This is a genomic window from Acidimicrobiales bacterium (assembly GCA_034521975.1).
Taxonomy (GTDB): domain Bacteria; phylum Actinomycetota; class Acidimicrobiia; order Acidimicrobiales; family SKKL01; genus SKKL01.
The window spans coordinates 250,636-275,328 of record JAXHLR010000003.1 but is presented as its reverse complement, the minus strand read 5'-3'; the positions used below and the strand labels follow the sequence as shown (position 1 = coordinate 275,328).

The 24,693-nt window shown below is 70.2% G+C and carries 26 protein-coding genes; 16 read left to right on the top strand and 10 right to left on the bottom strand.

The features are described from left to right. Nucleotides 1-16: 16 nt before the first annotated feature. The 3 genes from U5K29_03460 to U5K29_03450 are packed head-to-tail and all read right to left on the bottom strand — an operon-like array spanning nt 17 to nt 3,054. Nucleotides 17-985 carry an ABC transporter permease gene (locus tag U5K29_03460; protein ID MDZ7677592.1) on the bottom strand — a complete coding sequence of 323 codons (969 nt, stop codon included), beginning with the start codon at nt 983-985 and terminating at the stop codon, nt 17-19. Beyond that, nucleotides 982-2,163, bottom strand: coding sequence for an ABC transporter permease (locus U5K29_03455; GenBank protein ID MDZ7677591.1), 1,182 nt, complete (start codon nt 2,161-2,163; stop codon nt 982-984). Before U5K29_03455 ends, U5K29_03460 begins: the two co-directional genes overlap by 4 nt. A 12-nt stretch (nt 2,164-2,175) precedes the next feature. Further along, nucleotides 2,176-3,054: an ATP-binding cassette domain-containing protein gene (locus tag U5K29_03450; GenBank protein ID MDZ7677590.1), complete on the bottom strand. Its 879-nt coding sequence runs from the start codon at nt 3,052-3,054 to the stop codon at nt 2,176-2,178. A gap of 1 nt (nt 3,055) precedes the next feature. On the opposite strand from U5K29_03450, the gene U5K29_03445 reads away from it, so the two are divergent. Beyond that, nucleotides 3,056-3,877 (top strand): glutaredoxin family protein, encoded by an 822-nt coding sequence (locus U5K29_03445; GenBank protein MDZ7677589.1) that lies wholly within the window; start codon nt 3,056-3,058, stop codon nt 3,875-3,877. Nucleotides 3,878-4,096: 219 nt separating this feature from the next. On the opposite strand, the gene U5K29_03440 is transcribed toward U5K29_03445, so the two are convergent. The 4 genes from U5K29_03440 to U5K29_03425 form a co-directional block, all read right to left on the bottom strand. Further along, nucleotides 4,097-5,881 carry an OmpA family protein gene (locus U5K29_03440; protein MDZ7677588.1) on the bottom strand — a complete coding sequence of 595 codons (1,785 nt, stop codon included), beginning with the start codon at nt 5,879-5,881 and terminating at the stop codon, nt 4,097-4,099. A gap of 12 nt (nt 5,882-5,893) precedes the next feature. Continuing rightward, on the bottom strand, nt 5,894-7,456 hold the full coding sequence (locus U5K29_03435) for an OmpA family protein (protein MDZ7677587.1): 1,563 nt from the start codon (nt 7,454-7,456) through the stop codon (nt 5,894-5,896). A 179-nt stretch (nt 7,457-7,635) separates the two neighbouring features. After that, the gene (locus U5K29_03430) at nt 7,636-8,634 is read right to left on the bottom strand and encodes a hypothetical protein (GenBank protein ID MDZ7677586.1); all 999 of its coding nucleotides are present in this window, start codon (nt 8,632-8,634) and stop codon (nt 7,636-7,638) included. Nucleotides 8,635-8,650: 16 nt separating this feature from the next. Then, nucleotides 8,651-10,063 carry a site-specific DNA-methyltransferase gene (locus U5K29_03425; GenBank protein ID MDZ7677585.1) on the bottom strand — a complete coding sequence of 471 codons (1,413 nt, stop codon included), beginning with the start codon at nt 10,061-10,063 and terminating at the stop codon, nt 8,651-8,653. A gap of 185 nt (nt 10,064-10,248) precedes the next feature. On the opposite strand from U5K29_03425, the gene U5K29_03420 reads away from it, so the two are divergent. Then, entirely contained in the window at nt 10,249-11,556 is a 1,308-nt protein-coding gene (locus U5K29_03420) for a DUF222 domain-containing protein (protein MDZ7677584.1), read from the top strand. Here the strand turns inward: U5K29_03420 and U5K29_03415 are convergent. Then, a complete protein-coding gene (locus U5K29_03415) occupies nt 11,504-12,391 on the bottom strand; it encodes a LysR family transcriptional regulator (GenBank protein MDZ7677583.1) in 888 nt (295 codons plus the stop codon). The two genes, U5K29_03420 and U5K29_03415, sit on opposite strands and share 53 nt — an antisense overlap. 71 nt (nt 12,392-12,462) lie before the next feature. On the opposite strand from U5K29_03415, the gene U5K29_03410 reads away from it, so the two are divergent. The 11 genes from U5K29_03410 (at nt 12,463) to U5K29_03360 (ending at nt 21,186) form a co-directional block, all read left to right on the top strand. Then, nucleotides 12,463-13,767, top strand: coding sequence for an inositol-3-phosphate synthase (locus U5K29_03410; GenBank protein ID MDZ7677582.1), 1,305 nt, complete (start codon nt 12,463-12,465; stop codon nt 13,765-13,767). Between the two features lie 35 nt (nt 13,768-13,802). Next, entirely contained in the window at nt 13,803-15,032 is a 1,230-nt protein-coding gene (locus U5K29_03405; GenBank protein ID MDZ7677581.1) for a CoA transferase, read from the top strand. 11 nt (nt 15,033-15,043) lie between these two features. Continuing rightward, the gene (locus U5K29_03400; GenBank protein MDZ7677580.1) at nt 15,044-15,778 is read left to right on the top strand and encodes a PIG-L deacetylase family protein; all 735 of its coding nucleotides are present in this window, start codon (nt 15,044-15,046) and stop codon (nt 15,776-15,778) included. 42 nt (nt 15,779-15,820) lie between these two features. Continuing rightward, the gene (hisE, locus tag U5K29_03395; protein ID MDZ7677579.1) at nt 15,821-16,099 is read left to right on the top strand and encodes a phosphoribosyl-ATP diphosphatase; all 279 of its coding nucleotides are present in this window, start codon (nt 15,821-15,823) and stop codon (nt 16,097-16,099) included. Next, complete coding sequence (gene hisG / locus U5K29_03390) at nt 16,096-16,938, top strand: ATP phosphoribosyltransferase (GenBank protein MDZ7677578.1); 843 nt, start codon at nt 16,096-16,098, stop codon at nt 16,936-16,938. Before hisE ends, hisG begins: the two co-directional genes overlap by 4 nt. Before the next feature lie 66 nt (nt 16,939-17,004). Next, nucleotides 17,005-17,916 carry a DUF4129 domain-containing protein gene (locus U5K29_03385; protein ID MDZ7677577.1) on the top strand — a complete coding sequence of 304 codons (912 nt, stop codon included), beginning with the start codon at nt 17,005-17,007 and terminating at the stop codon, nt 17,914-17,916. Then, nucleotides 17,917-18,369 carry a hypothetical protein gene (locus tag U5K29_03380; protein ID MDZ7677576.1) on the top strand — a complete coding sequence of 151 codons (453 nt, stop codon included), beginning with the start codon at nt 17,917-17,919 and terminating at the stop codon, nt 18,367-18,369. After that, on the top strand, nt 18,359-18,913 hold the full coding sequence (locus U5K29_03375) for an AAA family ATPase (protein MDZ7677575.1): 555 nt from the start codon (nt 18,359-18,361) through the stop codon (nt 18,911-18,913). Before U5K29_03380 ends, U5K29_03375 begins: the two co-directional genes overlap by 11 nt. Beyond that, on the top strand, nt 18,855-19,358 hold the full coding sequence (locus U5K29_03370; GenBank protein ID MDZ7677574.1) for a MoxR family ATPase: 504 nt from the start codon (nt 18,855-18,857) through the stop codon (nt 19,356-19,358). The genes U5K29_03375 and U5K29_03370 overlap by 59 nt, the downstream gene beginning before the upstream one ends. Then, entirely contained in the window at nt 19,355-20,623 is a 1,269-nt protein-coding gene (locus U5K29_03365) for a DUF58 domain-containing protein (protein MDZ7677573.1), read from the top strand. Before U5K29_03370 ends, U5K29_03365 begins: the two co-directional genes overlap by 4 nt. Continuing rightward, complete coding sequence (locus U5K29_03360; protein MDZ7677572.1) at nt 20,620-21,186, top strand: hypothetical protein; 567 nt, start codon at nt 20,620-20,622, stop codon at nt 21,184-21,186. Before U5K29_03365 ends, U5K29_03360 begins: the two co-directional genes overlap by 4 nt. On the opposite strand, the gene U5K29_03355 is transcribed toward U5K29_03360, so the two are convergent. Beyond that, nucleotides 21,137-21,838, bottom strand: a complete 702-nt coding sequence (locus U5K29_03355) for a hypothetical protein (GenBank protein MDZ7677571.1) — start codon at nt 21,836-21,838, stop codon at nt 21,137-21,139. The genes U5K29_03360 and U5K29_03355 overlap by 50 nt on opposite strands. 50 nt (nt 21,839-21,888) lie before the next feature. On the opposite strand from U5K29_03355, the gene U5K29_03350 reads away from it, so the two are divergent. The 3 genes from U5K29_03350 to U5K29_03340 are packed head-to-tail and all read left to right on the top strand — an operon-like array spanning nt 21,889 to nt 23,800. Then, nucleotides 21,889-22,761: a hypothetical protein gene (locus tag U5K29_03350; protein ID MDZ7677570.1), complete on the top strand. Its 873-nt coding sequence runs from the start codon at nt 21,889-21,891 to the stop codon at nt 22,759-22,761. Beyond that, on the top strand, nt 22,758-23,474 hold the full coding sequence (locus U5K29_03345; protein MDZ7677569.1) for an EAL domain-containing protein: 717 nt from the start codon (nt 22,758-22,760) through the stop codon (nt 23,472-23,474). Before U5K29_03350 ends, U5K29_03345 begins: the two co-directional genes overlap by 4 nt. 20 nt (nt 23,475-23,494) lie before the next feature. After that, a complete protein-coding gene (locus tag U5K29_03340; protein MDZ7677568.1) occupies nt 23,495-23,800 on the top strand; it encodes a metal-sensitive transcriptional regulator in 306 nt (101 codons plus the stop codon). Nucleotides 23,801-23,806: 6 nt separating this feature from the next. On the opposite strand, the gene U5K29_03335 is transcribed toward U5K29_03340, so the two are convergent. Then, nucleotides 23,807-24,682 carry an alpha/beta fold hydrolase gene (locus U5K29_03335; protein ID MDZ7677567.1) on the bottom strand — a complete coding sequence of 292 codons (876 nt, stop codon included), beginning with the start codon at nt 24,680-24,682 and terminating at the stop codon, nt 23,807-23,809. Nucleotides 24,683-24,693: the final 11 nt, after the last annotated feature.

Here is a 24,693-nt window from a genome sequence, read left to right as displayed (position 1 = left end):
CCATACTGCCACCATCTCAGCCGGTGAGGGTCACCCTCAGTCGCCACACGGCCGCCGTTCCGATCGCCGCGGCGAATCCGAGCAGGACCGCCAGCTGGGGAACGATGTCGGCGACCGAACCACCGTGGCGGACCACCTCGGCGAAGGCATCGAGCGCCCAGTAGTGCGGGATCACCTTGGCGATGGTCACCATCGTGTCGCTGAACAGCTCGACGGGCAGCATGGCGCCGCCGAGGGCCGCGAGGCCGAGACCGGTGATCACGGCGATCCCGCTCGCCTGCTCATCGTTGTCGAACAGCGCTCCGCTGAGCATGGCGGCCGCGGCGCCCACGGTCGCGAAGGCGGCGAGGATCGTGGCCGAGGCGACGAGGCTCCCCCAATTCACGTCGAAGAGGACCACGGTGGCGACCATGATGTAGACGCCCTGGAGGACAGCGATGGCGAACCGGGCCACGCCCTCACCACCGATGATGGTGGACAGCGAGGTCGGGGTCGACAGCATGCGGGTGGTCACCCCCAGTCGGCGGCTCTGGATGATCGCTGCCGATCCGGTGAGCGAGGTGAGGAAGATGAACAGCACGAGCTGTGAGGCGGCGCCGATGTCGTAGCCGGTGACGTCCTCGGGGAAGAGCCGGTCACCGGTGGTGGTGGTCTCGACGGTGATCAGCTCGGTGATGGCGAGCTGATCACGGGCGACCTGCGCCGCCTGCTCGGCGTCTGCGCCCCGTTCGACGGCGGCGAGGAGGGAGTCCCGGTCGTCGTGGGGAACCACCTCGAGCTGCTCGTTCTCCTCGAGTCGGTCCACGAGCTCGTCGGCCAGCGATCCGGTACCGGCTACGACCCCGAGCTGGGGGGTGGGGGGCTCGCCGTACTGCACGCCGATGAGCAACACGAGGGCCAGCGGGAAGACGAAGACGAAGAAGAGGTTGAAGCGGTCACGGATGAAGCGGGTGAGGGCGGTTCCCACGATCGCGGTGATCCTCATGGCCGGAGCACCTTGCCTGCGAAGGCGAGGGCCGCGCTCCCGGTCACCACGGCCATCACCAGCAGCGCGACGGTCGCGGGGACGACGTCGGCCGGCCCGCCGGCGGCGAGCTCTTCGAGCCCGCGGAGGAACCACCGAACCGGGGTGAGCAGGGCCAAGCGGCCCCAGAGCGAATCCTGCTCGGGTGCCGCGAGTCCGAAGGCCCCGCCGAGCATCGCCATCGAGATGGCGACGATGGCCTGCAGGTTCCCGGCCTGCTCGGCGTTGCGGGCCAGTCCCCCGACGAGCGACATGATGCCGGTGGCCGCGAGGACCCCGGCGACGATCAGGGGGAGCACTCCGGCCGCTGGCCCCCAGTCGGCTCCCATGATCAGCGTGGAGGCGCTCACCAGCGCGATGAGCGCGACGATCCCGACGATGATCGTGGCGGAGGCCTTGCCGAACAAGATCGCGGCCCGAGATGCCGGCGAAATGAGCAGGCGGGGAAGGGTTCCGGACTCGCGCTCTTCGAGGATGCCGGTCACCGCCGTCCCCGCGACGAAGAAGGCGAAGAAGATCGCCATCCCCGCCACCATGGTGGTGCCGAAGTCGAGGCTGTCGGTGTCGCGCTCGATGACCTCGACCTGGGCGAGCGGTGCCGACATGGCCACCTGTGACGCGACCGTGGCGATGTCGTCGGCCGAGACAGCGCCGCTCATGGCCGCGGTGACCCCGGCGAGCCCGCTGGTGCTCACCCTGGTGGTGAAGGCGCGTGCGATCGACCCGGCCACGTCGGTGGCGATGGAGGCGTCGACGCTGCCGATCACCCGGATCTGGGCGTCGGTGCCGGTGGCGAGGGCGTCGGAGAGGCCGGCCGGGAGGACGAAGGCGGCCGAGACGTCGGTGTCGTCCACGGCCTCCCGGGCGGCGGCGGTGTCGCTGAAGCTGGTCACCTCGACGAGGCCGTTCTCCTCCAGCTCGGCGAGCAGATCGGAGAACCCGGTGGCGAGGTCTCCGCCGTCGAGGTCGACGACGCCGTAGTCGAAGGTGATGCGTTCGTCGGAGGGGTCGGCGCCGCCGAGGATGATGCTGAAGATGAATCCGAGGGCCAGCGGGGCGATGAAGGCAAGGATGAACAGCGACTTGTCGCGAGCTCGCTGACGCAGGTCCTTGGCGGCGATCAGCAGGGCGGTGGGCACGGCGTGCGGTCCTCAGTCCCGCAATGCTCGGCCGGTGAGGTGCAGGAACACCGCTTCGAGGTCGGGTTGGGTGATCTCGACGGAGGTCACGTTGAGACCGTTGGCGTCGGCCGCCTCGATGGCCCGGGCGACCACCTGGGCGGCGTCTCTTGCCAGGAGGGTGAACCCGGACTCGTTGATCGTCGTCTCGGCGACGCCGTCGATCCGGTCGAGCGCATCGACGGCCTGGTCGAGCGGCCCGGTGGCGGCGATGTGGATGCGGTCCTGCTCGCCGACGGAGGTGACGAGCTCGCGGCGGGTGCCCTCGGCCATGAGGCGGCCGTGGTCGATGATGCCGATTCTGTGGCAGAGCCGTTCGGCTTCCTCCATGTAGTGGGTGGTGTAGAGGACCGACATGCCCGCTCCGGAGAGCTGTTCGACCGAGTCGAGGATCGCGTTCCGCGACTGCGGATCGACGCCGACGGTCGGTTCGTCGAGGATGAGCAGGGTGGGGCGGTGCAGCAGGCCGATGCCGATGTTGAGGCGCCGCTTCATGCCGCCCGAGAACTCGTCGGCGCGGTCGTCGGCCCGGTCGGTCAGCCCGATGACCTCGAGCACTTCGTCGATGCGCCGCTTGGCGTCGGCTCGTCCCATGCCGTAGAGGCTGGCGAAGAAGCGCAGGTTCTCGCGGCAGGTGAGGTCGGGGTACACGGCGAGGTCTTGGGGGACCAGCCCGATGCGGGACCGCAGGCTGGTGGCCTTGGTGGTCATGACGTCGCCGCCGATGCGGATGGTGCCGCTGTTCGGCTGGAGCAGTCCGGCGATGATGGAGATGGTGGTCGACTTCCCGGCGCCGTGCCGGACGGCCGGGTGGACAGGGTGACCGAGCGCAGGGACGGGTAGCGTCGGCACGATGACAGATCGTCGGGCCCGCGTGGTCATGGGACTGCTGCTGGTGTCGTCGTTCGCCGCGACGGGGTTGCTCGGTGTCGCGTCGCCGGCGGGGGCCGGCGAGATCGAACCTGCCGGCGAGCAGGAGGCGGTGGTCATCGACATCTACTGGGGCGACGGCTGTCCGTTCTGCCACGACGCCATCGAGCATCTGACCGCCTTCGCCGAAGCGGAGGATGGTGTCGAGGTCCAGACCTTCGAGGTGTGGTTCGACGCCGAGAATCGGGCCCGTATGGAGCGGGTCGCCGATCAGCTCGGCGTCCGGGCCGACGCTGTTCCCCTCATCGTGGTGGGCAACCAGTCCTGGACCGGGTTCAACGGCGCGATCGGCCGGTCGATCGAGTCCGCGGTGCTCGAGCTCCGGGGCGACGTCCGGCCACCCGATGAGGTCCCGGCACCGGACGGGCCGTCGTCGTCGTCGGTGGTCGACGTGCCCCTCGTCGGCGACATGGATCTGAGCCGGTCGCTCCACCCTGCTGGCCACCGTTCTCATCGCCCTGGTCGACGGGTTCAACCCCTGCTCGCTGTGGGTCCTCACGGTCCTGCTCGCCCTGGTGCTGCACACGGGGTCGCGCCGGCGAGTGGTGGCCGTCGGCGGCACGTTCCTGGTGATCACCACCCTCATCTACGGACTGTTCATCGTCGGCGTCTACTCCACGCTCGGGCTGGTGGGGGCCATGGACGGAATCCGCCTCGTGGTCGCCGCCTTCGCCCTCACCTTCGGCCTGGTCAACATCAAGGACTTCCTCTGGTTCAAGAAGGGGGTCTCGCTGACCATCCCTGATGACCAGAAGCCCGGCATCTACCGGCGAGTCCGTGGCCTGGTCCGCCCCGGGGTCGGTCTGCCCGCGGCCCTCGCGGGCACCGTGGTGATGGCCGGGGGCATAGCGCTCATCGAGCTGCCCTGCACGGCTGGCTTCCCGGTGATCTGGAGCGACCTGGTCCGTTCCACCGACGTGTCCGGTGCCGAGTTCGCATCGCTGCTCGGCGTGTACCTGTCGATCTACCTGCTCGACGAGCTGGTCATCTTCGGTGCCGCGGTCTTCACCATGCGGGCGACCAAGCTGCAGGAGCGCCACGGCCGCATGCTCAAGCTGGTCGGTGGCATGGTGATGGTCGCCATCGCGGTGGCCATCGTGTTCTTCCCCGACGCGATGGAGAGCATCGGGGGCGTGCTGGCGGTGTTCGGTGTCGCTCTGGTGGCCAGCGGTGTGCTGGCCACCGCCGACGCGTCCGCAACGGCAGCGGTCGAGGCGCAGCTCGGGGCATCGATGATGATCTCGACGCGGCGGTTGAGGGCGCCGGCGTCGGGGAGGAAGTCGCCGTCGGCGTTGACGTCGGGGACTCGGAGTTGGGTGTCGCCGCGTCCGTCGACGTCGAGGGTCCAGCCGTCGATGCCGTTGTCGGTGGCCCAGGTGGCGAACCAGTCGCGGGTGGAGGTGGCTCGGGCCAGGGACAGCTGCTGGTTGGCGTCGGCGCTGCCCTGGCTGTCGGTGTGGCCGACGAAGGTGAGGGTGGCGTCGGGGAAGCTGTCGGCGAGCTGTTCGGCCAGTTCGGTCAGCGCGGCGTCGGCGTCGCTGCGCAGATCGGAGCTGCCGGTGTCGAAGAGCACGTCACCGGGGATGGGCACCGGGTCGCAGGCTTCGCGCTCGGGGGCCACCAGCTCCTCGGCCCCGGGCAGCCGCCACAGCTCCACCCCATCCCACCTGCCGATGAGGAGGTGGCCGTCGTCAGGGGTGAAGGTCCCGTCGATGTTCCAGTCGGTGACGTCGGGGTCGAAGACCTGCTCGATGGTGTGGAGCAGGTCACCGGTGGCGGTGTCCCAGACCTCGATCCCGAACTGGGTGATGATCGCGATCATCGACGCGTCGGAAGTGAAGGTGATGCCCCGGATCTCGCTGTCGATCGGGAACGAGTGCACCACCGTCTGGTCGGCCGCGTCGACGAGGTCGACGCGCCGTTCCCACTGCTCGCTCATCATGCGGGCATACGCTGTGCCATCGGGCGAGAAGCGGAACGGACGAGCGACGCCGCCGTAGCTGCAGGTGTCGGACGCCTCGAGCTCGTCGACCTCCGCTCCGGTCTCGACGTCGAACAACGTCACCACGCAGTCATAGTCCGCCGCCGCGATGGTGCCTCCATCGGGGTGGTACTCGAGCGAGACCACCCAATCGGCGTCAGGCCGTTCGATCGTGTCCAGCAGGGCTCCGTCGGGAATGCTCCAGAACTCGATCACTCCTGCCGACCGGGCATTCGTAGCGAGGACCTGCCCGTCGGGGGAGACCGCGATCCGGGACTCCCCTCCGGCGTCGAGCTGCAGCTGGTTGGTCGGCTCGGCCGTGTCGTAAAGGAGGACACCGCCACGGGTCGCCGCACCGGCCAACCAGCTGCCGTCCGGGGTGTAGCTGAGATCCTCAACGGTGTGGGGGTACTCGAGGACGTCGATCAGGTCGCCGTCGGCGAGGTGGTGGACGCGGGCCACCAGAAAGTGACCGGATGCGAACATGTCCCCGTCGGGTGAGACGGCGAGGGAGAGGGCCCGCTCGGGCGAGCCGTGCTCGTCGATGTAGGTGACCTTCCACACCAGTTCCACGTCCCCGTCAGGAGCGGAGGCCTCGGTGGTGGTCGTGGCCTCGGTGGTCGTGGGCGCGGCGGTGGTGGTGGTGGTCGTGGTGTCATTGAGCGCGTCGGTGTCGTCGTCGTTGCCGCACGAGGCGAGCAACCCCGCCGCCAGTGCCAGCGATGCGACGAACGCGGTCAGCCTCTTCGTGGTGGTCGGTGTACGCATCGTGTCGTCTCCTCAGGCGCAGCTCGGGGCGTCGATGATGATCTCGACGCGGCGGTTGAGGGCGCCGGCGTCGGGGAGGAAGTCGCCGTCGGCGTTGGTGTCGGGGACTCGGAGTTGGGTGTCGCCGCGTCCGTCGACGTCGAGGGTCCAGCCGTCGATGCCGTTGTCGGTGGCCCAGGTGGCGAACCAGTCCCGGGTCGAGGTGGCCCTGGCGAGCGACAGCTGCTGGTTGGCGTCGGCGCTGCCCCGGCTGTCGGTGTGGCCGACGAAGGTGAGGGTGGCGTCGGGGAAGCTGTCGGCGAGCTGTTCGGCCAGTTCGGTCAGCGCGGCATCGGCGTCGCTGCGCAGATCGGAGCTGCCGGTGTCGAAGAGCACGTCACCGGGGATGGGCACCGGGTCGCAGGCTTCGCGCTCGGGGGCCACCAGCTCCTCGGCCCCGGGCAGCCGCCACAGCTCGAGGCGACCGTCGTCCCAGCCGACCGCGACGTGTCCGCCGTCGACGGTGAATGCGATCGTGCTCGGTCGGGGGACGAGCCCGGCGGCGGCGATGTCCTGGTCGAAGGTGTAGAGGACCGACTGATCATCGACGTCGACGACGCTGGTCGCGAGTCGGGAGCCGACCGCGAGGATCGAACCGTCGGGGGAGAAGTCGAGGTCCCGGACCCGCTCGGGCACTGGCACGTCGAACGCGGCCTCGAACCCGTCGAGGCTCCAGAAGCGCACCACCGACTGACCGTCGTCGTCCTGCAGCGCACCGACCAGGTACTCGGCGTCGGGGGTGTAAGTGAGCATCGAGGTGGCGAGGCCGCACGATCCGTCCCCGGAGTACAGCTCGAGCTCGTGGATCACGTTGCCGGCCACGGTGTCCCATACTTCGACCGTGCAGTCGAAGCGGGTGACGGCGAGCTGGTCACCGTCTGGGTGCCAGTCCAGGCCGACCACGGCGCGCCCCATCGGCCCGCCGTCTGGCGCGGGGTCGGCCAGGGTTGCTTGCTCGGCGCCGTCGGGCAGTGACCACAGGATCACGTTCCCGTCGCGGGACCCGGTGGCGAGAGTTGCACCGTCGGGGTAGACTGCGGCGCGGTGGTTGTTGCCCGATCCCAGGCGCAGCATTTCATCACCGGTGGCGGGATCGTGGACCGAAACACCGCCTACCCCGAGTCCGACCGCCAGCTGGTCGCCGTCGGGTGTGAACGCGAGTGACTCGGCGGTGTGGTCGACGAGGAACACCTCGACCAGTTCGCCGTCGGCAACATGGCGGACGCGCACGGCCTGGAAGTGACCGGAGTAGAGCGTGTCACCGTCGAGTCCGACCATGAGGCTCGAGATGTTGTCCCGCTCGGCCGCTTCCTCGTCGGCCTCCACCACCCACACCAGCTCGACGTCACCGTCGGGGGCTTCGGTCGTGGTCGTCGTATCGCCCTCGGTGGTGGTAGGAGCAGCGGTGGTGGTCGTGGTGTCGTCGAGTGCTGCGTCGGTGTCGTCATCTCCGCCGCACGAGGCGAGCAGCCCGCCGGCGAGGGCGATGGCGGCGCCCAGGGCGAGCAGCTTGCGGGGGCTGGTCGGTGTGCTCATGAGAGCGCCCTTTCGCTGGATGCAGGCCGTGACGCCGTTGCCTGCCGTGGTAGATCCAGTGTCCGCCCCCACGCCATCGGCCAGTAGTGCCGAAGGTCCCGGCGCGGGGGTGGTATCCCCCCGGGTGGTTGGCCGAGATCGCCGGGTTTCCGACCGCTGACCTGGAGTGGCCGGGAACCTCAGGCCAAGGGGTGGTAGCCGGGGACCTCGAAGTGGGGTGTGTCGAGGTAGACCTTGGCCTCGGGTGACCCCGAGAACCGACCGTGGCTCCACCGGATCTCGACGTGGCCCCGCACATCGACGGGCCTCGCCGTCGACCGCTCGCGCACCTCGGCGTGCCATGCGACCTCGGGCTGGCCGGCCTCGCGGGCCTCGATCCGCAGGGTGACCAGCTCGAAGTCCTGCATCCAGTCCCACGCCGACGCGACCCGCAACCGCAGCGAGCTGGTGCGATCGCTGCCCAACACGAAGTAGGGGGCGTCGCCGATCCGGCAGAGCCGCCACAACATACGCAGCCGCTTGCGGTCCGAATCGAGCTGTTGTCGCCACCGGTGCGCCGACTCCGTGGCCACCGTGGCGGACAGCCCGAGCCAGCGGTCGTGGGCGGGGTCGGGGAGGCGTCGGGCGCGTAGCGCCTGCTTCATCTGGTCGCGGTCGCAGCGCTGGAGGTCGGTCACGGCGTCGGGGAGGCGCGCCTCGACCATGGGGCGAACCGAGTCGTAGAGCGCCTGGTACCCAGCGGGTGCGGTCTCGGCGAACCAGTCGCCGCTGCTGCGGTCCTCACCCACGAGCAGCCGGTCGAACAGCCGGGCCGGGCCGCAGTTCTGGGTGATGCGGGACAGGTACTTGCAGCTGACCTGGAACACGTGGTCGATCCGCAGGTCGGCGGGGACCACGTCGTCGCCCGGGGGCCGGTGGGGGCCCCGCCACTCGACCAGGCGTGGGGGTCGGAGTCGGAGGCCGTCGTCGGCCCACAGGAACGCTCGCCCGTTGGCGAACGCGGCCTCGAACGCGTCGGTGTGCTCGCCGCTGCGGTGTCGCTCGACCAACTGTTCCCATGTGTGGTCGGTGACGTGGCGGAGCTGGTGGGGCCGGTCGGCGAGCGCGCGGTCGAGTTCGGGTGCGAGGGTGCCGAGGGCGGTGGCCAGCTCGGTGATCTCGGTCAGGGCGCCGGGCATCCGGAATCGGCAGGCGTCAGTTGCTGGGGCTGCGGGCGAGGTCGGCCTCGGTCCAGAACCCGGGCAGGGGCGCGATGGTGTGTCCACCGCCGGCGTAGGTGGCCAGCCGGGTCCGATGGTCGTCGGACGAGAGGTCGATGATGTCGAAGCAGGCGGCGGGTCCGGCCGAGCGAAGTGCCTTGTCGCCTTCGCTGGATCGGCGGGGCAGCTGCGGGGAGAGCACGACGAGTGGTGTGTCGCCCCTCGGTTCGCGCAGGGCGTGGGCCCGGCCCAGGGTGCGCCACACGACGTCGTTGCGCAACAGACCGCCCCGGTGGGCCGTGTTGGTTCCGGCGACGTCGAACCACCAGCGCCGGCCCGACCGGTCGGTGGCGACGAAGCTGACGGCGGTGCCGGTGCGCGGCACCTTCTTGTTGGTGGCCTCGATGTGGAAGCCGGCGTCGGTGAGGGCCTGTTCGGCGAGCTTGGAGGCCGCAATGTCGTCGACCTCGGCGGGGATCGGCGCGTCGGGCGGCGAGGCGAGCACCTCGGCGACACGGCGGCGGGCGATGGCCACATAGTCCGGGTCGGTGTCGTAGCCGACGTAGCGGCGGTCGAGCGCAGCGGCGGCGACGAGGGCCGAGCCGCTGCCCATGAACGGGTCGAGGACGAGGTCGTCGGCGAAGGTGTAGAGCCGGATGAGCTGGGCGGGCAGCTCGACGGGGAATGGTGCGGGGTGGCCGACCCGGGTGGCGGACTCGGAGGCGATGTTCCACACGTCGAGGGTGGAGGCCATGAAGTCCTCGGTGCCGATGGTGGCGATGTGTGGCAGACCGCGGTCGCCACGTTGCTTCGCGGTGAGGGCCCGGTCGAACCGACCCTTGCTGGCGACGACGATCCGTTCGGTCAGGTCGCGCAGGACCGGGTTGGTGGGTGACCGGAACGACCCCCAGGCGCACGACCCGGTCGCCCCTTCGCCCTTCTGCCAGACGATCTCGCCCCGGAGCAGCAGACCGAGTCGGTCCTGGAGGATCGTGGCGACGTCGGCGGCGAGGTTGCGGTACGGGCGGCGGCCCAGGTTGGCGACGTTCACCGCGATGCGCCCACCAGGTTCGAGGACCCGGGTGCACTCGGCGAACACGTCGGCGAGGAGCTCGAGGTACTCGGCGTAGGAGGAGGGGATGCCGTCGCGCTGGAGCTCTTCCTCGTACTGCTTGCCGGCGAAGTAGGGGGGCGAGGTGACGACCAGGGCGACCGAGTTGTCGGGAAGGGTGTGCATGTCGCGAGCGTCGCCGAGCACGAACGGTTCCTCGACCGGCTTGGGGTCGAGGACCGTGTCGTCGTCGCTCAGCTCGGGGGGCCGGAAGCGTGCGTAGAAGCCGGATGAGTCGTGGCCCTCTCGGCGTGACACGCCGAAGTTCGACGTGGCGGTTCCCTTGGTGCGTGCCATCCCTGCGCCCTCCTCGGACCGAATCGTAGTCGGGGGGTAGGACAGCTCGCGCGTATGTTCGGGCGCTGCTTGACAGGCGAACACGTGTTCGATATGCTGGTGGGACTTCCCCATCGGAGCCGGTGCGGCTCCCTCCAGTCAGGTCGAGCGCGAAGGGCGCAGTTTCGATGGGTCGGTCCACGGTGGTGAGCCATGACAACGAGGCGGAGCACGGCGAGTGCGCCGAACCGATCGTGCTGTCGCCGGGAGCGGCTCGCTACGCGGCGATGTCGGCAGAGGAGCGATTGGTCGCGGTGCAACAGCTCGCCGCGGTCATGGCCGCCACCCACGCCGAGCTGCTCGACCTCGTCGCGGCGGTGAACGCCGAGCGCGACTGGGCCGACGACGGCGCCACCGCTGTCGCCCCGTGGCTGGTCGGCCAGATCGGGCTCGCTCGCTCCAACGCGAACCAGTGGGTCCGTGCCGCCGAGGCGCTCCAGGATCTTCCCGAGCTGCGCGGTGCCTACGCGGCCGGTGAGCTGTCGTGGGACCAGGTGCGGCCGGCCACGCGCTTCGTCACCCCCGACGATGACGCCGAGCAGGCGGCGAGGCTGCCGGGCCACTCGGCGGCACAGATCGCGTTGATGGCCCGTCAGGCCCGGCCCGTCTCCGACGATGAGGCGAACGACGCGCACGCCGCGCGGTCGTTTCGATGGCGGAGAGACCACCGCCGCGGCGGCTGGGTCTATGGCGGGTTCTTGCCCTTCGACCAGGGCGAGGCGGTCAACCAGGCGCTCGATTCGATCGCCGAGACCTGGGGTGCCGATCCCGATTCGGGGTCCTGGGCCCCGATCGCCACCCGCCGCGCCGACGCACTGCATGACCTCGCCACCCGCAAGCTCGGCTCGGCGTCGGCGCCGGATCGGGCCACGGTGGTCATCCATGCCGATGCTGTTGTGGTCGACGGCGAGACGCCGGGCAACGGGTTCATCGGCGACCTCGCGGTGTGTCACTCAGGGGTCATGCGCTCCATGTGCGACGCCCGAGTCGAGGTCGCCCTCCACGGCCCCGACGGCGCCACCGTCGGTGTCGCCCGGGCCAGCCAACAGGTCCCGTGGTGGCAGCGCCGCCAGGTACATGGACGCGACATCGTCTGCCGCGGGTTCGGCTGCGACCGCAAGATCCGCCAGATCCACCACATCCACCACTGGTCCAACGGCGGCGAGACCAACCTCGACAACCTGGTGGGTCTGTGCTGGGAACACCACCGCCTGGTCCACGAAGGCGGCTGGACCATCGAGGGCAACCCCAACGGCGAGATCACCTTCGTCAGCCCCGACGGCCGGCGTCGATTGCGCAGCCGGCCCCAGCCGCTTCACCCCAAGGTCCGTACCCAACTCCGACGCATCGCCGAGGACTGGGGCGCGACCACCGGGGCCGACGTCGGCGAGACCGACCGAGTCAGGTCGCGTGCGCCAGCGCGGAGGCCAGGGCGGTGGCCGCCGGATCGGTGACGGTGTCGGTCCGGCGGGCGAGGACGAGCAGGCGCTCGGCGATCGGCCGGACCCGGGCAGGTGTCATGGGGTTGCTTCCCGACTCGGCCTGGCTGACCGGCAGCACCGTCCAGCCCAGTCCCAGGGCGACCATCTCGCGGAGCACATCGGGCTGGTGCGACTCGGCCACCACCTCGAACGGCGCTCCCGCCCGGGCCACGGCGCGGGCGATCAGGGCCCGCGTCGTCGCCCCGATCGGAAACGTCACCCATGGTCCCCACTCGCGCGGTGGGCGTGTGGCCACCGCCTCGTCCGGCGCGTACACCCGCAGGGGTTCCACCAACAGCGGGTTCCAGGACAGGTCGTCGACCGCCGCTGGCGGTTCGACACAGACCACCAGATCGAGGTCGGCCCGGCGCAAGGCGGCGATCAAGGTGCCCGACGGGGCGACCGTGAGGCGCAGGTCGACCTCTGGGCGCTCGTGACGGAAGCGCCGCAGCACCTCGGGGAAGTGGTGGACCGCGGCGGCGTCGATCATGCCGAGCCGTAGCTGGCCGACTCGTCCCGCTCGCCGCTCGGCCACCCACCTGGCCAGGTCCTGGGTCCTGGCCACGACCGACTCGGCGTAGGCGAGCACCTCGCGGGCGTCGGAGGCGATCACCCGTCGGCGGCCGTGGCGCTCGAAGAGGGGAATGCCGATTCGGCGTTCCAGCTCGGCGAGTCCCTGTGACAGGGCGGAGGGACTGACCCCCGCCGCTGCTGCGGCGTCGGCCCAGGTGTCGCAGCGGCTCACCGCGACGAGGTACCCGAGCTGTTGTGTGCTCAGGTTGGGAAGCGAGTCGTCGATGCCGGCCACCGGTGCAGATTAGTTCAGTATCTCTTAACAGAGGTTGCACATGGTGCGCGAATGCTGATCTGATCATCGCCATGCCTGAACCTCGCTCCATCGCCCCCGCCGCCGGCAAGCTCGGCGTCCTCACCCCCGGACTTGGTGCCGTCGCCTCGACGTTCATCGCCGGGGTCCTCGACGCCCGCCAGAAGGGCATCGACCCCATCGGCTCGGTCAGCCAGATGGCCAGGGTCCGCCTCGGCGACCGTTCGGAGGGGCGCAACCCGCTCATCCGCGACTTCGTCCCCCTCGCCGGTCTCGACGATCTGGTCTTCGGCGGCTGGGACCCGATCTCGGCCAACGCCCTCGAGGCGGCCCGCACCGCGGGGGTGCTCGAGGAGCGTGACCTGGCTGCCATCTCCGCCGAGCTCGAAGGTGTTGTGGCCATGGACGCCGTGTTCGACCAGCGATGGGTCAGCCGCCTCGACGGCACGCGGGTCAAGCAGGCCGCGTCGAAGTGGGACCTGGCCGAGGCGGTGATGGCCGACATCGAGAAGTTCCGCGTCGACAACGGCTGCGACCGTCTGGTGATGGTGTGGTGCGCGTCGACCGAGGCCTTCCGCGAACCGACCGAGGTCCACCAGAGCCTTGAGGCCTTCGAGGCCGGCCTCAGGGCCAGCGACGACGAGATCTCGCCCAGCCAGATCTACACCTACGCTGCGCTGCAGTCCGGGGTGCCCTTCGCCAACGGAGCCCCCAACCTGTCCTGCGACCTGCCGTGCATGATCGAGCTGTCCGAGCGCAACCAGGTTCCCATCGGCGGCAAGGACTTCAAGACCGGCCAGACCCTCATGAAGACGATCCTCGCTCCCGGGTTCAAGGCGCGGATGCTCGGGCTCCGGGGCTGGTACTCCACCAACATCCTGGGCAACCGCGACGGCGAGGTGCTCGACGATCCCGAGAACTTCAAGTCGAAAGAGGTCTCCAAACTCGGCGTCCTCGACACGATCCTGCAGCCCGACGAGTACGAGGACCTCTACGGCAACATCGACCACGTGGTCCGCATCAACTACTACCCGCCCCGGGGCGACAACAAGGAGGGGTGGGACAACATCGACATCTACGGGTGGATGGGCTACCCCATGCAGATCAAGGTCAACTTCCTCTGCCGCGACTCGATCCTTGCCGCCCCGCTGGTGCTCGACCTGGCACTGTTCTTCGACCTGGCGGCACGGGCGGGCGAGTCCGGGGTGCAGGAATGGCTCTCCTTCTACTTCAAGTCGCCGCAGGCCGCCGATCCCGGGGTCGGACCCGAGCACGACATCTTCATCCAGCAGATCAAGCTGAAGAACACCCTCCGGGAGTGGATGGGAGAGGAGCCGGTCACCCACTCCGAGGCCTGACCGGTAACGTCGCCCCGACAGAGAGGGGAGACCACATGTCGGGAGCGCTCGACGACATCTGCGTGCTGGAGCTGGCCAACTGGGTCGCCGGTCCGAGCGCGGGGGCGATCATGGCCGACATGGGCGCCAACGTGTTCAAGGTGGAGCCGCTCGCGGGCGACTCGATGCGCAACCGTCTGCGGCAGCCGACCCTGCCCGACGACGCACCTCGCACCGACTTCCCGTTCCACCTCGACAACCGGGGGAAGCGCTCGATCGCCGTCGACTTGGCCGATCCCCGTGGAGGGGAGCTGGTGCACGACCTCACGGCCAAGGCCGACGTCGTGATCACCAACCTGTTGCCGGCCCGTCTCGACCGGTTCGGGTTGGGACCCGATCAGCTGCTCGCCGCGCGCCCCGCGCTGATCTATGCGCTGGTCACCGGCTACGGCAGCAGCGGTGACGACGCCGACAAGATCGGGTTCGACCTGACCGCCTTCTTCGGTCGTGGCGGCATCATGAGCCTGATCGGTGAGCCGGGCGATCCACCGCACGCCTTCCGGCCGGGCCAGGGCGACCACGTCACCGGGCTGGCGCTGCTGTCGGCGATCCTGGCCGCGCTGCGGGTTCGCGACCGCACCGGCGAAGGTCAAGTGGTCGAGACCGCGCTGATGCGTAGTGCGGCGTGGACCATCGGCTGCGACGTGTCGGTGGCCCTGGTCGACGGGCTCCATCCCAACCGGCGGGCGCGGAATCAGGCGATCAGCCCACTCATGACCCGGTTCCGCTGCGCCGACGGGGTGTGGGTGAACCTGGCCGCGTTCGACCCCACCTTGTGGGACCGGTTCTGCGAGGCGATCGGCCGGCCCGAGCTCGCCACCGACGAGCGCTACGCCACCCCGGTCGACCGGTTCCGCAACAACGAGGAGCTGATCGGTCTGCTCGACGAGGAGTTCGCGAGGCGACCCTTCGACGAGTGGGCACCCCGTCTCGATGCATCGGGGGTGATCTGGGCCAAGGTCTCCGACATGACCGACCTGGTCGATGATCCCCAGGCCGAGGCCATGGGGATGTACACCGAGATCGACCATCCCGTGGCCGGGCCGTTTCGCACCATGACCACACCCTTTTCGATGTCGGCGACCCCGCCGGAGGTCCGCGGCCCTGGTCCCGAGGTGGGTGAGCACACCCGTGAGGCCCTCATCGAGCTCGGTGTCGACCCCGACCGCATCGCGGGTCTGGTCGACGACGGTGTGGTGGGGGCCCCGGAGGGTCCGAACGAGTAGCGTCGGCCGCGATGGCAGCTTCGCTGGAGCCCCTGCCCGACGACTGGGACCGCTGCCTGGCCGTCGTCGCCCACCCCGACGACATCGAGTACGGGATCTCGATGGCTGTGGCCCACTGGACCGGTGAGGGCAAGCAGGTCGGCTACGTCCTGGCCACCAGCGGAGAGGCCGGCATCGACGGCGTCCCACCCGATGAAGCGGGCCCCCTGCGCGAGGTCGAGCAGCGCAACGCCGCCGCCCTGGTCGGAGTCGACCACGTCGAGTTCCTGGGGTTGGCCGACGGTGTGATCGAGTACGGGCTCGCGCTCCGACGCCTGCTGGCGGGGGTCATCCGCCGTCACCGCCCCGACATCATCGTGACGATCAACCACGGGCTGACCTTCGGCGGAGGGTCGGGCGACGCGATGCTGAACATGGCCGACCACCGCAATCTGGGGCTGGCCGTGCTGGACGCTGCCCGCGACGCCGGCAACCGCTGGGTGTTCACCGACCTGGTCGATCAGGGACTCGAACCCTGGAACGGTGTCCGCTGGGTCGCGGTCTCCGCCACCGGCACGCCGACCCATGCTGTCGACGTCACCGGGCACCTCGACACCGGAGTGGCATCGCTGCAAGCGCACCGCGCCTACCTCGACGGCCTCGGCGAGGCGGTCGACACCCGAGCCATGCTCGAGGGCTTCGCTCACGCCGGCGGTAAAGGCCTTGGTACCGAACTGGCGATCTCCTTCGAGCTCATCGGTGTCTGATCGGGCTTCTGGGTGCGGGTGCTGACCAACTAGCGTCGGCACGTGCTTCTCGACGATCTCGAAGCGGTGTTGCGGTCCCGTCGCGACGAGCCGCCCATTGGCTCCTACACGGCCGAGCTGTTGGCCGACCCCGAACGCATCCAGCGCAAGATCATGGAAGAGGCCTTCGAACTGTGCCTCGAGCTGGGTCGGTCCGAGCAGTCGCCGCAGCGCACCGCCGAGGAGGCCGCCGATGTCATCTACCACCTGCTCGTCGGATTGGTCTCGGCAGGGGTTCCGCTGTCCGATGTCATGACCGTGCTGGAGGATCGCCGCCGATGACCACCCGAGTCGGCCTGCCCTCACGGGGAAGGCTCCGCGACGAGTGCCTGACCCTGCTGGACCACGCCGGGTTCTCGACCACCATGTTCCGGGGCTCCGATGCGAGGGCCACCGTCGAGGGTCTCGAGTTCATCGAGATGCGCCCGCGTGATGCTGCCGCCTGGTTGCGGGCCGGTCAGCTCGCGGCCGCCTTCATCTCCACCGACATCGCCCTCGAGTTCGAGCTCGACGGGTGGCCGGCCGCCGACCTGGGTTTCGCCCGCTCCGACCTGGTGATGGCCGCTCGCGACGACGACCAGCGCCGCGACGTCGGCGACTTCGAGGGTGCGATCGTCGCGACCCACATGCCAGAGGTGACCCGACGGTGGTTCGCCGACCAAGGTGTCGAGGTCACCGTCGTACCGATGGGCGGAGCGCTCGAAGGGGTGTGCGCGGCCGGGATGGCCGACGCCATCGTCGACCTGCGCGAGACCGGGGCCAGCCTCGCTCGCAACCGCCTGCGGGTCGTCGCCGAGATGCAGAAGTGCCAAGCCCGGTTCGTCCGCTCCGTCGACGGAGCCGAGGCGCTGGCCGACCTCGAGCTGCGCATCGGCGCCGCGCTCGACGCGCGCCAGCGTCAGTACTTGCTGCTCCACCTGCCGCCCGAGCGCCTCGAGGAGCTGACGGCACTGTTCCCGGGGTTGGCTTCGCCCACCGTGTTGCCGCTGTCCGAGCGTGACGACCTGGTGGCCGCGCACCTGGTGGTGAAGCGCAGCGAGCTGTGGGCCAAGCTCGGGGCGCTGCGCGAGCTGGGTGCCACCGGCATCGTGGCGTTGCCGACCGACGCCGTCCTGCCCTAGTCGACGAGGTTCCGCCCCGGTGGGGGCACGCGGAGCCACGAGCGCACCTGACCTACGGTAGGCCCGGTGGAACCGTCCCCGAGCCGTCCCGCACGCTCACGGCGCGGCGTCGCGCCCATGGCGATCGCCGCGGTGGCCACGCTGGTGGCGGTGCTGGCTGTTGCCGTGCTCGCCGGTCGCTCCGGCAGCCTCGACGACGATCACGACATACCCCAGACCTGGGTGCCCGAGGTGTGGATCGACGGGGTGATCGTCACCCTGACGCTCCTGGGGCTGGTCGTGACCGTGTTGCTCATCATCTCCCACTTCCGGAATCGGGGGACCTCCGACCGGACGGTGGTGTCACAGCGGTTCCTCCTCGGCGCGGTGCTGATCGTGGTCGTCGCGCTGATCGCCAGGGAGTTCGCCGGCGAAGGCGAACCGCTCGAGCTGAACGCGGCCGAGCAGATGGCACCCGACCCACCGGTGGCCGAAGGAGGCGAAGAGGTCGAGTCACCCTCGGGTTGGCCGCTGCTCGCCGCGCTCGGGTTGGGAGCGGTCGCGGTGGGTGCGGTTCCGCTGATCGGCGTTCTCCTCGGCCGGCGTCGTGACGAGGACGAGGACGACACCGATGCGGTGATCGGCCAACGCCGGGATCGCCTCATCGGGCTGCTCGACTCCGCCATCGACGCGCTGCGCGGCCATCCCGATCCGAGGGAGGCGGTGATCGCCGCCTGGGCCCGCCTGGAGGACGCCTTCGTGCTCGCGGGGTTGGATCGCATGCCCTCGGACACGCCCATGCGCTATCTCGCTCGGGCCCTGCAGACCGTCGACGCGAGCGGTCCCGCGGTCGCCCGACTCACCCGCTCGTTCGAAGAGGCCATGTTCTCCACCCGCCCGGTCGACCGCACCGCCCAGCTGGACGCGGTCGACGCGCTGGTTGCCGTGCGCGACGAGCTCCACCTCGTGTCACGACAACGGCCGGCGAGGGTGTCCTGAGTGGGCTCTCTGATCCGCTCGCTCGCCACCTTCGTCATCGTGGGTGCAGGCATGGTGCTGATCATCGATCGGACCGTGAGCTCCGACGACCAACGGGAGCTGTCGGTGGTCGCAACCGTCCTCGTCCTCGCCGCGCTGGCGGTGCTCCAGCTGCTCATGAACGTCACCAGCTCCCACGAGGGGGTGTTGTCGCGAGTTCCGCCGCTGTGGGCCGGCGAGCCCCACGATCCTCCTGCCACGAGTGGTGTCGCCGCCCTCCGCGAGTGGGACGCCCTGTTGATCGCGGCGACCACCGGCGGCGACCGGGCCCGATCACGGCTGGGTCACCGGATCGAGCAGACGATCGCCGTCGACATCTCCGATCGCCTCCCCCGTGGTGATCCGACCGAAGACGAGGTGCTCGACGCCCTCGCAGACATCCTCGACGAACTGGAGCGCTCCGATGACCGATGAGCCGCAGCTGTCGCTGGCCGATCTCGCACGCCTGGGCGACGCCGTCACCGTCGAGGTCGAGCGGGCGATCATCGGCAAGCGCGACGCCATCCGGCTGGTCCTGGCCGGGTGGCTGGCCGACGGCCACGTGCTGATCGAGGATCTGCCGGGTCTGGCCAAGACGCTGCTCGCCCGGTCGCTGGCCCAGGTCACCGGCGTGGAGATGGCTCGCATCCAGTTCACCCCGGACCTGATGCCCGCCGATGTCACCGGGTCGTCGATCTGGGACCCCTCGCGGACCGAGTTCCAGTTCCGGCCGGGGCCGATCTTCGCCAACCTCGTGCTCGGCGACGAGATCAACCGGGCACCACCCAAGACCCAGGCAGCGATGCTCGAGGCGATGGCCGAGCGCCAGGTCAGCATCGACGGAACGACCCACCGACTGCCGGCGCCGTTCCTCGTCCTCGCCACCCAGAACCCGGTGGAGTTCGAGGGCACCTACCCGCTTGCCCGAGGCCCAGGTCGACCGGTTCCTGCTCCGGGTGGGCATCGGGTACCCCGATGAGCCGTCCGAGCGGGAGATCCTCCGGCGCCGCATCGGCCGCCGGACCGATGAGGTCGAGCTGTCCGAGGTCGTCGACCGCCCCACGTTGCTGGCGATGCAGCAGGCGATCGAGACGGTGCACGTGGCGGAGCCGATCATCGAGTACGTGACCGCCCTCGTCACCGCGACCCGGATCGACTCGCAGCTGCAGACCGGTGCCAGTCCCCGGGGGTCGCTCGCGCTGGTGAAGCTGGCCCGGGCCGTCGCCGGCCTCGATGGCCGCGACTACGTGACCCCCGACGACGTCCAGTCGATCGCGATCCCCGCGCTGGCGCACCGGGTCATCCTGCGTCCCGAGCTGTGGGTGCGCGGCGTCGCCGGAGACGAGGTGATCGCCAGGATCCTCGAGGTCGTGCCGACTCCGCGGGCCGAGGACCCGCTCGTCACCGGTCCCGAGCGAGCGTGAGCGCCGCGGCCACCCCGCGTCTGGTCGGTTCGATCCTGATCGGGGTGCCCGCGCTGTTCGCCGCTGCGGTGGTGCAACGTCCGGAGCCGGCGGTGGTCGCGTTCCCGTTCCTGGCCGTGGCGCTCGTCGCGCTGGTGGGGGCGCGTCCGCCGACGGTCGGCACCACCCTGGTCGTGTCCCCCGACCGGGTCCTGCAGGACGAACGGGTCACCCTCACCGCGACCCTGACCGGTGACGGTACTCGGGGCCGGGTCCAGGGGTTGTTGCAGGTGCCGAGCGGGCTCGACCTGGTCGACGACGCGCCGCGGTTCGAGGTCATGGTCGGCGTTGCTGCGGTGACGGTCACCCGCACCCTCCATGTGGCGCACTGGGGTGCGATCCCTCCGGTGCGGCTCGAGCTCACCGCCACCGACCGTGCGGGCATGTTCCGCCGACAGACCACGGCCGCCACGGCCCCGTTGCGGGCCATGCCCCGCGAGGCGACGTTGCGGAACCTGTTGTCGCCCCGATCGTTGCGGACGATTCCCGGGGTGCACCGATCCCGCCAGCGGGGCGACGGCATCGAGTTCGCCGACACCCGGCCGATGGTCGCCGGTGATCGGGCCCGTGACGTGAACTGGCGGATCTCGGCTCGGCACCAGGAGCTGTGGGTCGACGACCGCAATCCCGAGCGCAGCGGTGAGGTGGTGCTGTTCCTCGACACCTTCGTGACGGTCGGCGACCGCTACGCCAGCACGTTGCGCCGCAGCGTCGAGGTCGCCGGAGCCCTGGCTGCGCGCTACACATCGGCGAACGATCGGATCGGTCTGGTCGACCTCGGTGGCGTGATGCGCTGGGTGAAGCCCGGAGGAGGCACCGCCCAGCTCTACCGGGTGGTGGAGACGCTGATCGACACCGAGTTCTTTGCCACGGCGGCGAACAAGACGATCGACGTGTTGCCGGTGCGGGCACTGCCTCGCCAGGCGATGGTGATCGCCCTGTCGCCCCTCGTCGATCCCCAGGGGATCGACGCCATCGCCACGATGCGGGCCCGTGGGCTCGACGTCGCGGTGATCGAGGTCTCGCCCGAGGCGTTCGTGGAGCCTCCACCGGGCAGGCGGGGCGAGATCGCCGTGCGACTCTGGGAGCAGACTCGGGCGCGGACCCGCCGAGACCTGCGTGCCCGGGGGATCGCCGTGGCCACCTGGCACGACGGTGAGCCGCTCGACCCGGTGCTGGTCGCCCTCGGGGTCTTCCGCGAAGCCGTGTTGCGGGCGGCCCGATGAAGCGGTCCCACCTGCGGAACCCTCCTGTGGTCCTTGCCGGGGTGTCGATCCTTGCCGGGGCCGCCGCCGTTGCGGTCAACCTCGCCGTTGCCTCCGATGCCGGGGCCGCCGTGACCGCACAGGTCTCTTCCGTCGGTCTGGTGGCGTTGGCGGTCGGGCTCGTCGCCGGCCTCCCGGCGCTGGTCACCGGCGGGGTGCTCGGACTCGTGCTCGGCAGCGTCGTCGCGGTGTCGGACTCCGATGCGCTGTTCGATCTCCGGGTGGCCGCGGTGGTTCCACTGGTGTGGCTGGTGTTCGAGGTGGCCATGCGCTCGTGCGAGCTGCGCCCGGTGATCCGATCCACTCGCACCGTGGTCGCCGACTGGCTCGGTACCGTCGCCACCGTGGCGGCGGGAGCGGCGGCGCTCGCCCTCGTCACCAGCGTCGTGGTCGCGGCGGCGCCCTCGGGGGGACTCACCTTCCGCGTCCTGTCGATCGTGGCGGTGGTCGCGGTGGTGGTCGCGGTGGCGGCGGTCAACCTCGCTCGTCAGGTGTCTGGCCGGGCGACGACTCCTCGCCGATGAGCCGGTCGCGCTCGCGCCGCAGGTTGGCCCGGGCGGCGGCCTCGAAGCGTTCGAAGCCGGCGGTGGTGAGAAAGAGCCGGTCCCGTGCGAGCAGCGCGTCCACCACCTGCAGCCGCCCGAGCCGGAAGGCCTCGTCGTCCACCTGTGGATGCTCGGCCCGGACGCCCTCGCAATAGAGGTCGTAGGCGGCGGGCTCGGTGCCGAGCACGGCCAGATCGGCGTCGAGCAACAGTGCGGTCGTCGGGTCGTGGTCAGCGTCGGGGTCGAAGTGGCGCGCGGTTGCCCGCACCATGGTCGCCACGCGGTCGATCCGGTCCGGTGCCAGTTCCATGCCCGTCAGCTGGTCCTCGGCGAGGCGGGCGCTGGCCTGCTCGTCGTCGGCGCTGCCCTGGTAGATGGCGTCGTGGTACCAGGCGGCGAGCCGCACGGTGGCTGGTGCGGGTGGTTCGTCGGCGAGCTCGTCCACCGTGTGGAGCACCGCCAACAGGTGCGCCCGCCCGTGGTAGGCGCGGTGGGGCTCGCCGTAGCGGGCGATCAGTTCCGCCCCGATCTCGGTGGCCGGTTCGGTGGAAGCGCCCAGGTCGGCGACCAGTTCCCCCCATCGGCGCGCCAGCACCTCTTCGTGGCGAGGTGCCTCCGCAAACGAGCTCATGGGACCAGGATGGTCGATCCGGTGCCGGATCGTCCCCCTACGATGGCGGCGTGTCGTCGACCGCCCCCTTCTTGCTGTCACCGCACCTGGCCGAACGGGTGTGGGGTGGCGACCGCTTCGGGGCCGGGATCGGCGAGGCCTGGGACCTGTCGGTGCACCCGAACGGCCACTCGGTGGTCGCCAGCGGTCCCCATCGGGGCCGGTCGCTGGCCGAGGTCGTGGCCGAGCGTCCCGCCGACTTCGGGGGTCCCATCGACCTGCTGGCCAAGCGGCTCGACTGTGCGGCCAGGCTGTCGGTCCAGGTCCATCCACGCACCGGCGACCCCAAGACCGAGGCGTGGGTGGTGCTTGACGCCGAACCCGGCGCCGGCGTCTACCTCGGCTTCGCCGACGCCCCCGATCCCGAGGTGGTCCGCTCCGCCGCGCTGGACGGTTCGCTCGCCGACCTGCTGGCGTTCCGGGAGCTCGCGGTCGGCGATGCCGTGTTCGTCCCAGCCGGAACCGTGCACGCCATCGGCGGCGGCCTCACCCTCTTCGAGCTCCAGCAGTCCTCCGACACCACCTACCGGCTCTTCGACTGGGGCCGGACCGGCCGCGAGCTGCACCTCGACGAGGGGCTCGGCTGTGCCGACCTCGCTCCCGCTCCCGAGACTCGGGCACCGGCGCGGTCGTCCCATGGTGTGACCCGGCTCGTCGAGTGCCCCTACTTCAGCATCGAGCGGATCGACGCGTCGGGGCCGGTCACCGTCGAACCGGGACACCGGTGGACGGCACTGCACGTGGTGGCGGGCACCGCGCGCGCCGGTGGCCTCACCCTCTCCGAGGGAGACACGATGATGGTCCCGGCCTCGGCAGGCCCCGTCGAGCTGGACCCCGACGCCGGGTTCGTCGCCCTTCGCTACGGACCCCCGACGGCCGGATGACCGACTCCTCCTCCCGTTCCACGCCTGCTGCCGAGCCCGATCCGGCGCGTCTGAGCCGCATCCTCGAGGTCGTCTCGGACGTCTTCGCGATCGTGTCCGCCGAGTGCAGGATCGAGTGGATCAGCGCTGGAGTCCGTGAGATCTTCGGGCGCGAGCCCGACGAGATGGTCAACATGTTGGCCTACGACCTGTTCGCCAAGCAGGAGAACCGAGACCTGCACCGTCAGTACTTCGAGGGCGTGCTGGCCCAGCCCGGCAGGCACGGGCCGGTCGAGGTGACCCTGGCCCGCCCCGACGGACGGTTCCTCGAGCTCGAGCTGATGCTGGCCAACGAGCTGGATGACCCGGCCCTCGGCGGCGTCGTCGTAAGCGTGCTCGGCGTGCGGATCGCCATCGACGACTTCGGGACCGGACACGCCTCGCTCGACTACATCCGGCGGTTCGCCGTCGCCGACATCTTGAAGATCGACCGCACCTTCGTCGACGGGTTGGAGGACGAGTCCACCCACGACCGGGCGATCGTGGCCGCGGTGGTGGCGTTGGGGGGTTCGATCGGGTTCTCGGTGGTGGCCGAAGGGGTGGAGACCGTGGGCCAGCGCGACCTGCTGGTCGAGCTGGGGTGCGAGCTGGCCCAGGGGTTCTGGTTCTCCGAACCGCTTCGAGTCGAGGAGCTGGCTGCGATCAATGCGGTGGGAACGCTCCCGATCTTCTGAGGAGAGGTACCATAGGGGGTATGAAGTTCCCTGACGATGTGGCCGATGACGTCCGCCTCCGCCTCAGCCGGCTCGAGGGTCAGGTCCGTGGCATCCAGCGGATGCTCGACGAGGGACAGGACTGCCAGTCGGTGGTCACCCAGCTCGCGGCGGCCAAGGCCGCGCTCGATCGGGTGAGCTACCGGCTCGTCGCCGCGGGCATGCGGCACTGCGTGGTCGCCGATGGGGAGTCCGAGCTCGACGGCGACGACTCCGGCGACGACTCCGCCCACGGGGACCGCCTGGACGTCGACGCCATGGAGAAGCTGTTCCTCAAGCTCAGCTGATGCCGCTCACCTGAGGCCCGCATGGGTCGCCACCAGCTCGACGATGTGATCCCAGAAGGCCGGGGGGTAGTCGTGGCCCATCCCTTCGATCAGCTCGAATCGGGCCCCGGGGATCACCTCGGCGGTGCGGCGGCCGCCGCTCGGGTCGATGAGCCGGTCGCGGTCCCCGTGGATGACCAACGTTGGCACCTGCACCGAGCGCAAGGCGTCGCTGCGGCTGCCCGAGGCGTTCGCCGCGGCCAGCTGACGGGCGACGCCTTCGGGGTGGAAGCACCGCTGGTAGTCCTCGACGGCGGCCGCAGCGAGACGGTCGTGATCGATGTGGTCGGGTGACCCGTAGGTGTGGGCGGCCTCGATGGCTCGGGCGACGGCACCGTCGGGTCCGGGCTGGGCGGGGGTCATCAACAGCGCGTTGGCCTCGGGTGTCGCCCGACCGACCTCGGGATCTCCGGTGGTCGACATGACCGAGGTGAGCGACAGCAGCCGATCGGGGTGCTCGATCGCCAGGGTCTGGGCGATCATCCCTCCCATCGAGAGCCCCATCACGTGGGCGCGGTCGACCCCGCACGCGTCGAGCACCGCCAGCGCGTCGGCGGCCATGTCGCTCAGGGTGTAGGGAACCGGTGGCTCGTCGCCGGCGGCCACTGCCGCCCGCACCGCTCGCAGGTCCGGGATGACGCCCTCGAACTTGGTCGACAGCCCCACGTCGCGGTTGTCGAAGCGGACGACGTGGAACCCGGCGGCGACGAACCGTTCGCACCACTCGACGCGGTAGCGAATGCACTGGCTCCCCAACCCGTTGATGAGCAACAGCGTCGGATCGTCCGGGTCACCGAAGGACTCGTAGTAGAGCTCGACCGCACCGTTGGTCGTGGTTGGCATCTGCTTCCTCC

Excerpts from the sequence above, each read along its gene's own strand:
- U5K29_03460 (MDZ7677592.1), bottom strand. The coding sequence starts at position 985 with ATGAGGATCACCGCGATCGTGGGAACCGCCCTCACCCGCTTCATCCGT.
- U5K29_03445 (MDZ7677589.1), top strand. The coding sequence starts at position 3,056 with ATGACAGATCGTCGGGCCCGCGTGGTCATGGGACTGCTGCTGGTGTCG.
- U5K29_03440 (MDZ7677588.1), bottom strand. The coding sequence starts at position 5,881 with ATGCGTACACCGACCACCACGAAGAGGCTGACCGCGTTCGTCGCATCG.
- U5K29_03435 (MDZ7677587.1), bottom strand. The coding sequence starts at position 7,456 with ATGAGCACACCGACCAGCCCCCGCAAGCTGCTCGCCCTGGGCGCCGCC.
- U5K29_03430 (MDZ7677586.1), bottom strand. The coding sequence starts at position 8,634 with ATGCCCGGCGCCCTGACCGAGATCACCGAGCTGGCCACCGCCCTCGGC.
- U5K29_03425 (MDZ7677585.1), bottom strand. The coding sequence starts at position 10,063 with ATGGCACGCACCAAGGGAACCGCCACGTCGAACTTCGGCGTGTCACGC.
- U5K29_03410 (MDZ7677582.1), top strand. The coding sequence starts at position 12,463 with ATGCCTGAACCTCGCTCCATCGCCCCCGCCGCCGGCAAGCTCGGCGTC.
- U5K29_03405 (MDZ7677581.1), top strand. The coding sequence starts at position 13,803 with ATGTCGGGAGCGCTCGACGACATCTGCGTGCTGGAGCTGGCCAACTGG.
- U5K29_03400 (MDZ7677580.1), top strand. The coding sequence starts at position 15,044 with ATGGCAGCTTCGCTGGAGCCCCTGCCCGACGACTGGGACCGCTGCCTG.
- hisG (MDZ7677578.1), top strand. The coding sequence starts at position 16,096 with ATGACCACCCGAGTCGGCCTGCCCTCACGGGGAAGGCTCCGCGACGAG.
- U5K29_03375 (MDZ7677575.1), top strand. The coding sequence starts at position 18,359 with ATGACCGATGAGCCGCAGCTGTCGCTGGCCGATCTCGCACGCCTGGGC.
- U5K29_03360 (MDZ7677572.1), top strand. The coding sequence starts at position 20,620 with ATGAAGCGGTCCCACCTGCGGAACCCTCCTGTGGTCCTTGCCGGGGTG.
- U5K29_03355 (MDZ7677571.1), bottom strand. The coding sequence starts at position 21,838 with ATGAGCTCGTTTGCGGAGGCACCTCGCCACGAAGAGGTGCTGGCGCGC.
- U5K29_03345 (MDZ7677569.1), top strand. The coding sequence starts at position 22,758 with ATGACCGACTCCTCCTCCCGTTCCACGCCTGCTGCCGAGCCCGATCCG.
- U5K29_03340 (MDZ7677568.1), top strand. The coding sequence starts at position 23,495 with ATGAAGTTCCCTGACGATGTGGCCGATGACGTCCGCCTCCGCCTCAGC.
- U5K29_03335 (MDZ7677567.1), bottom strand. The coding sequence starts at position 24,682 with ATGCCAACCACGACCAACGGTGCGGTCGAGCTCTACTACGAGTCCTTC.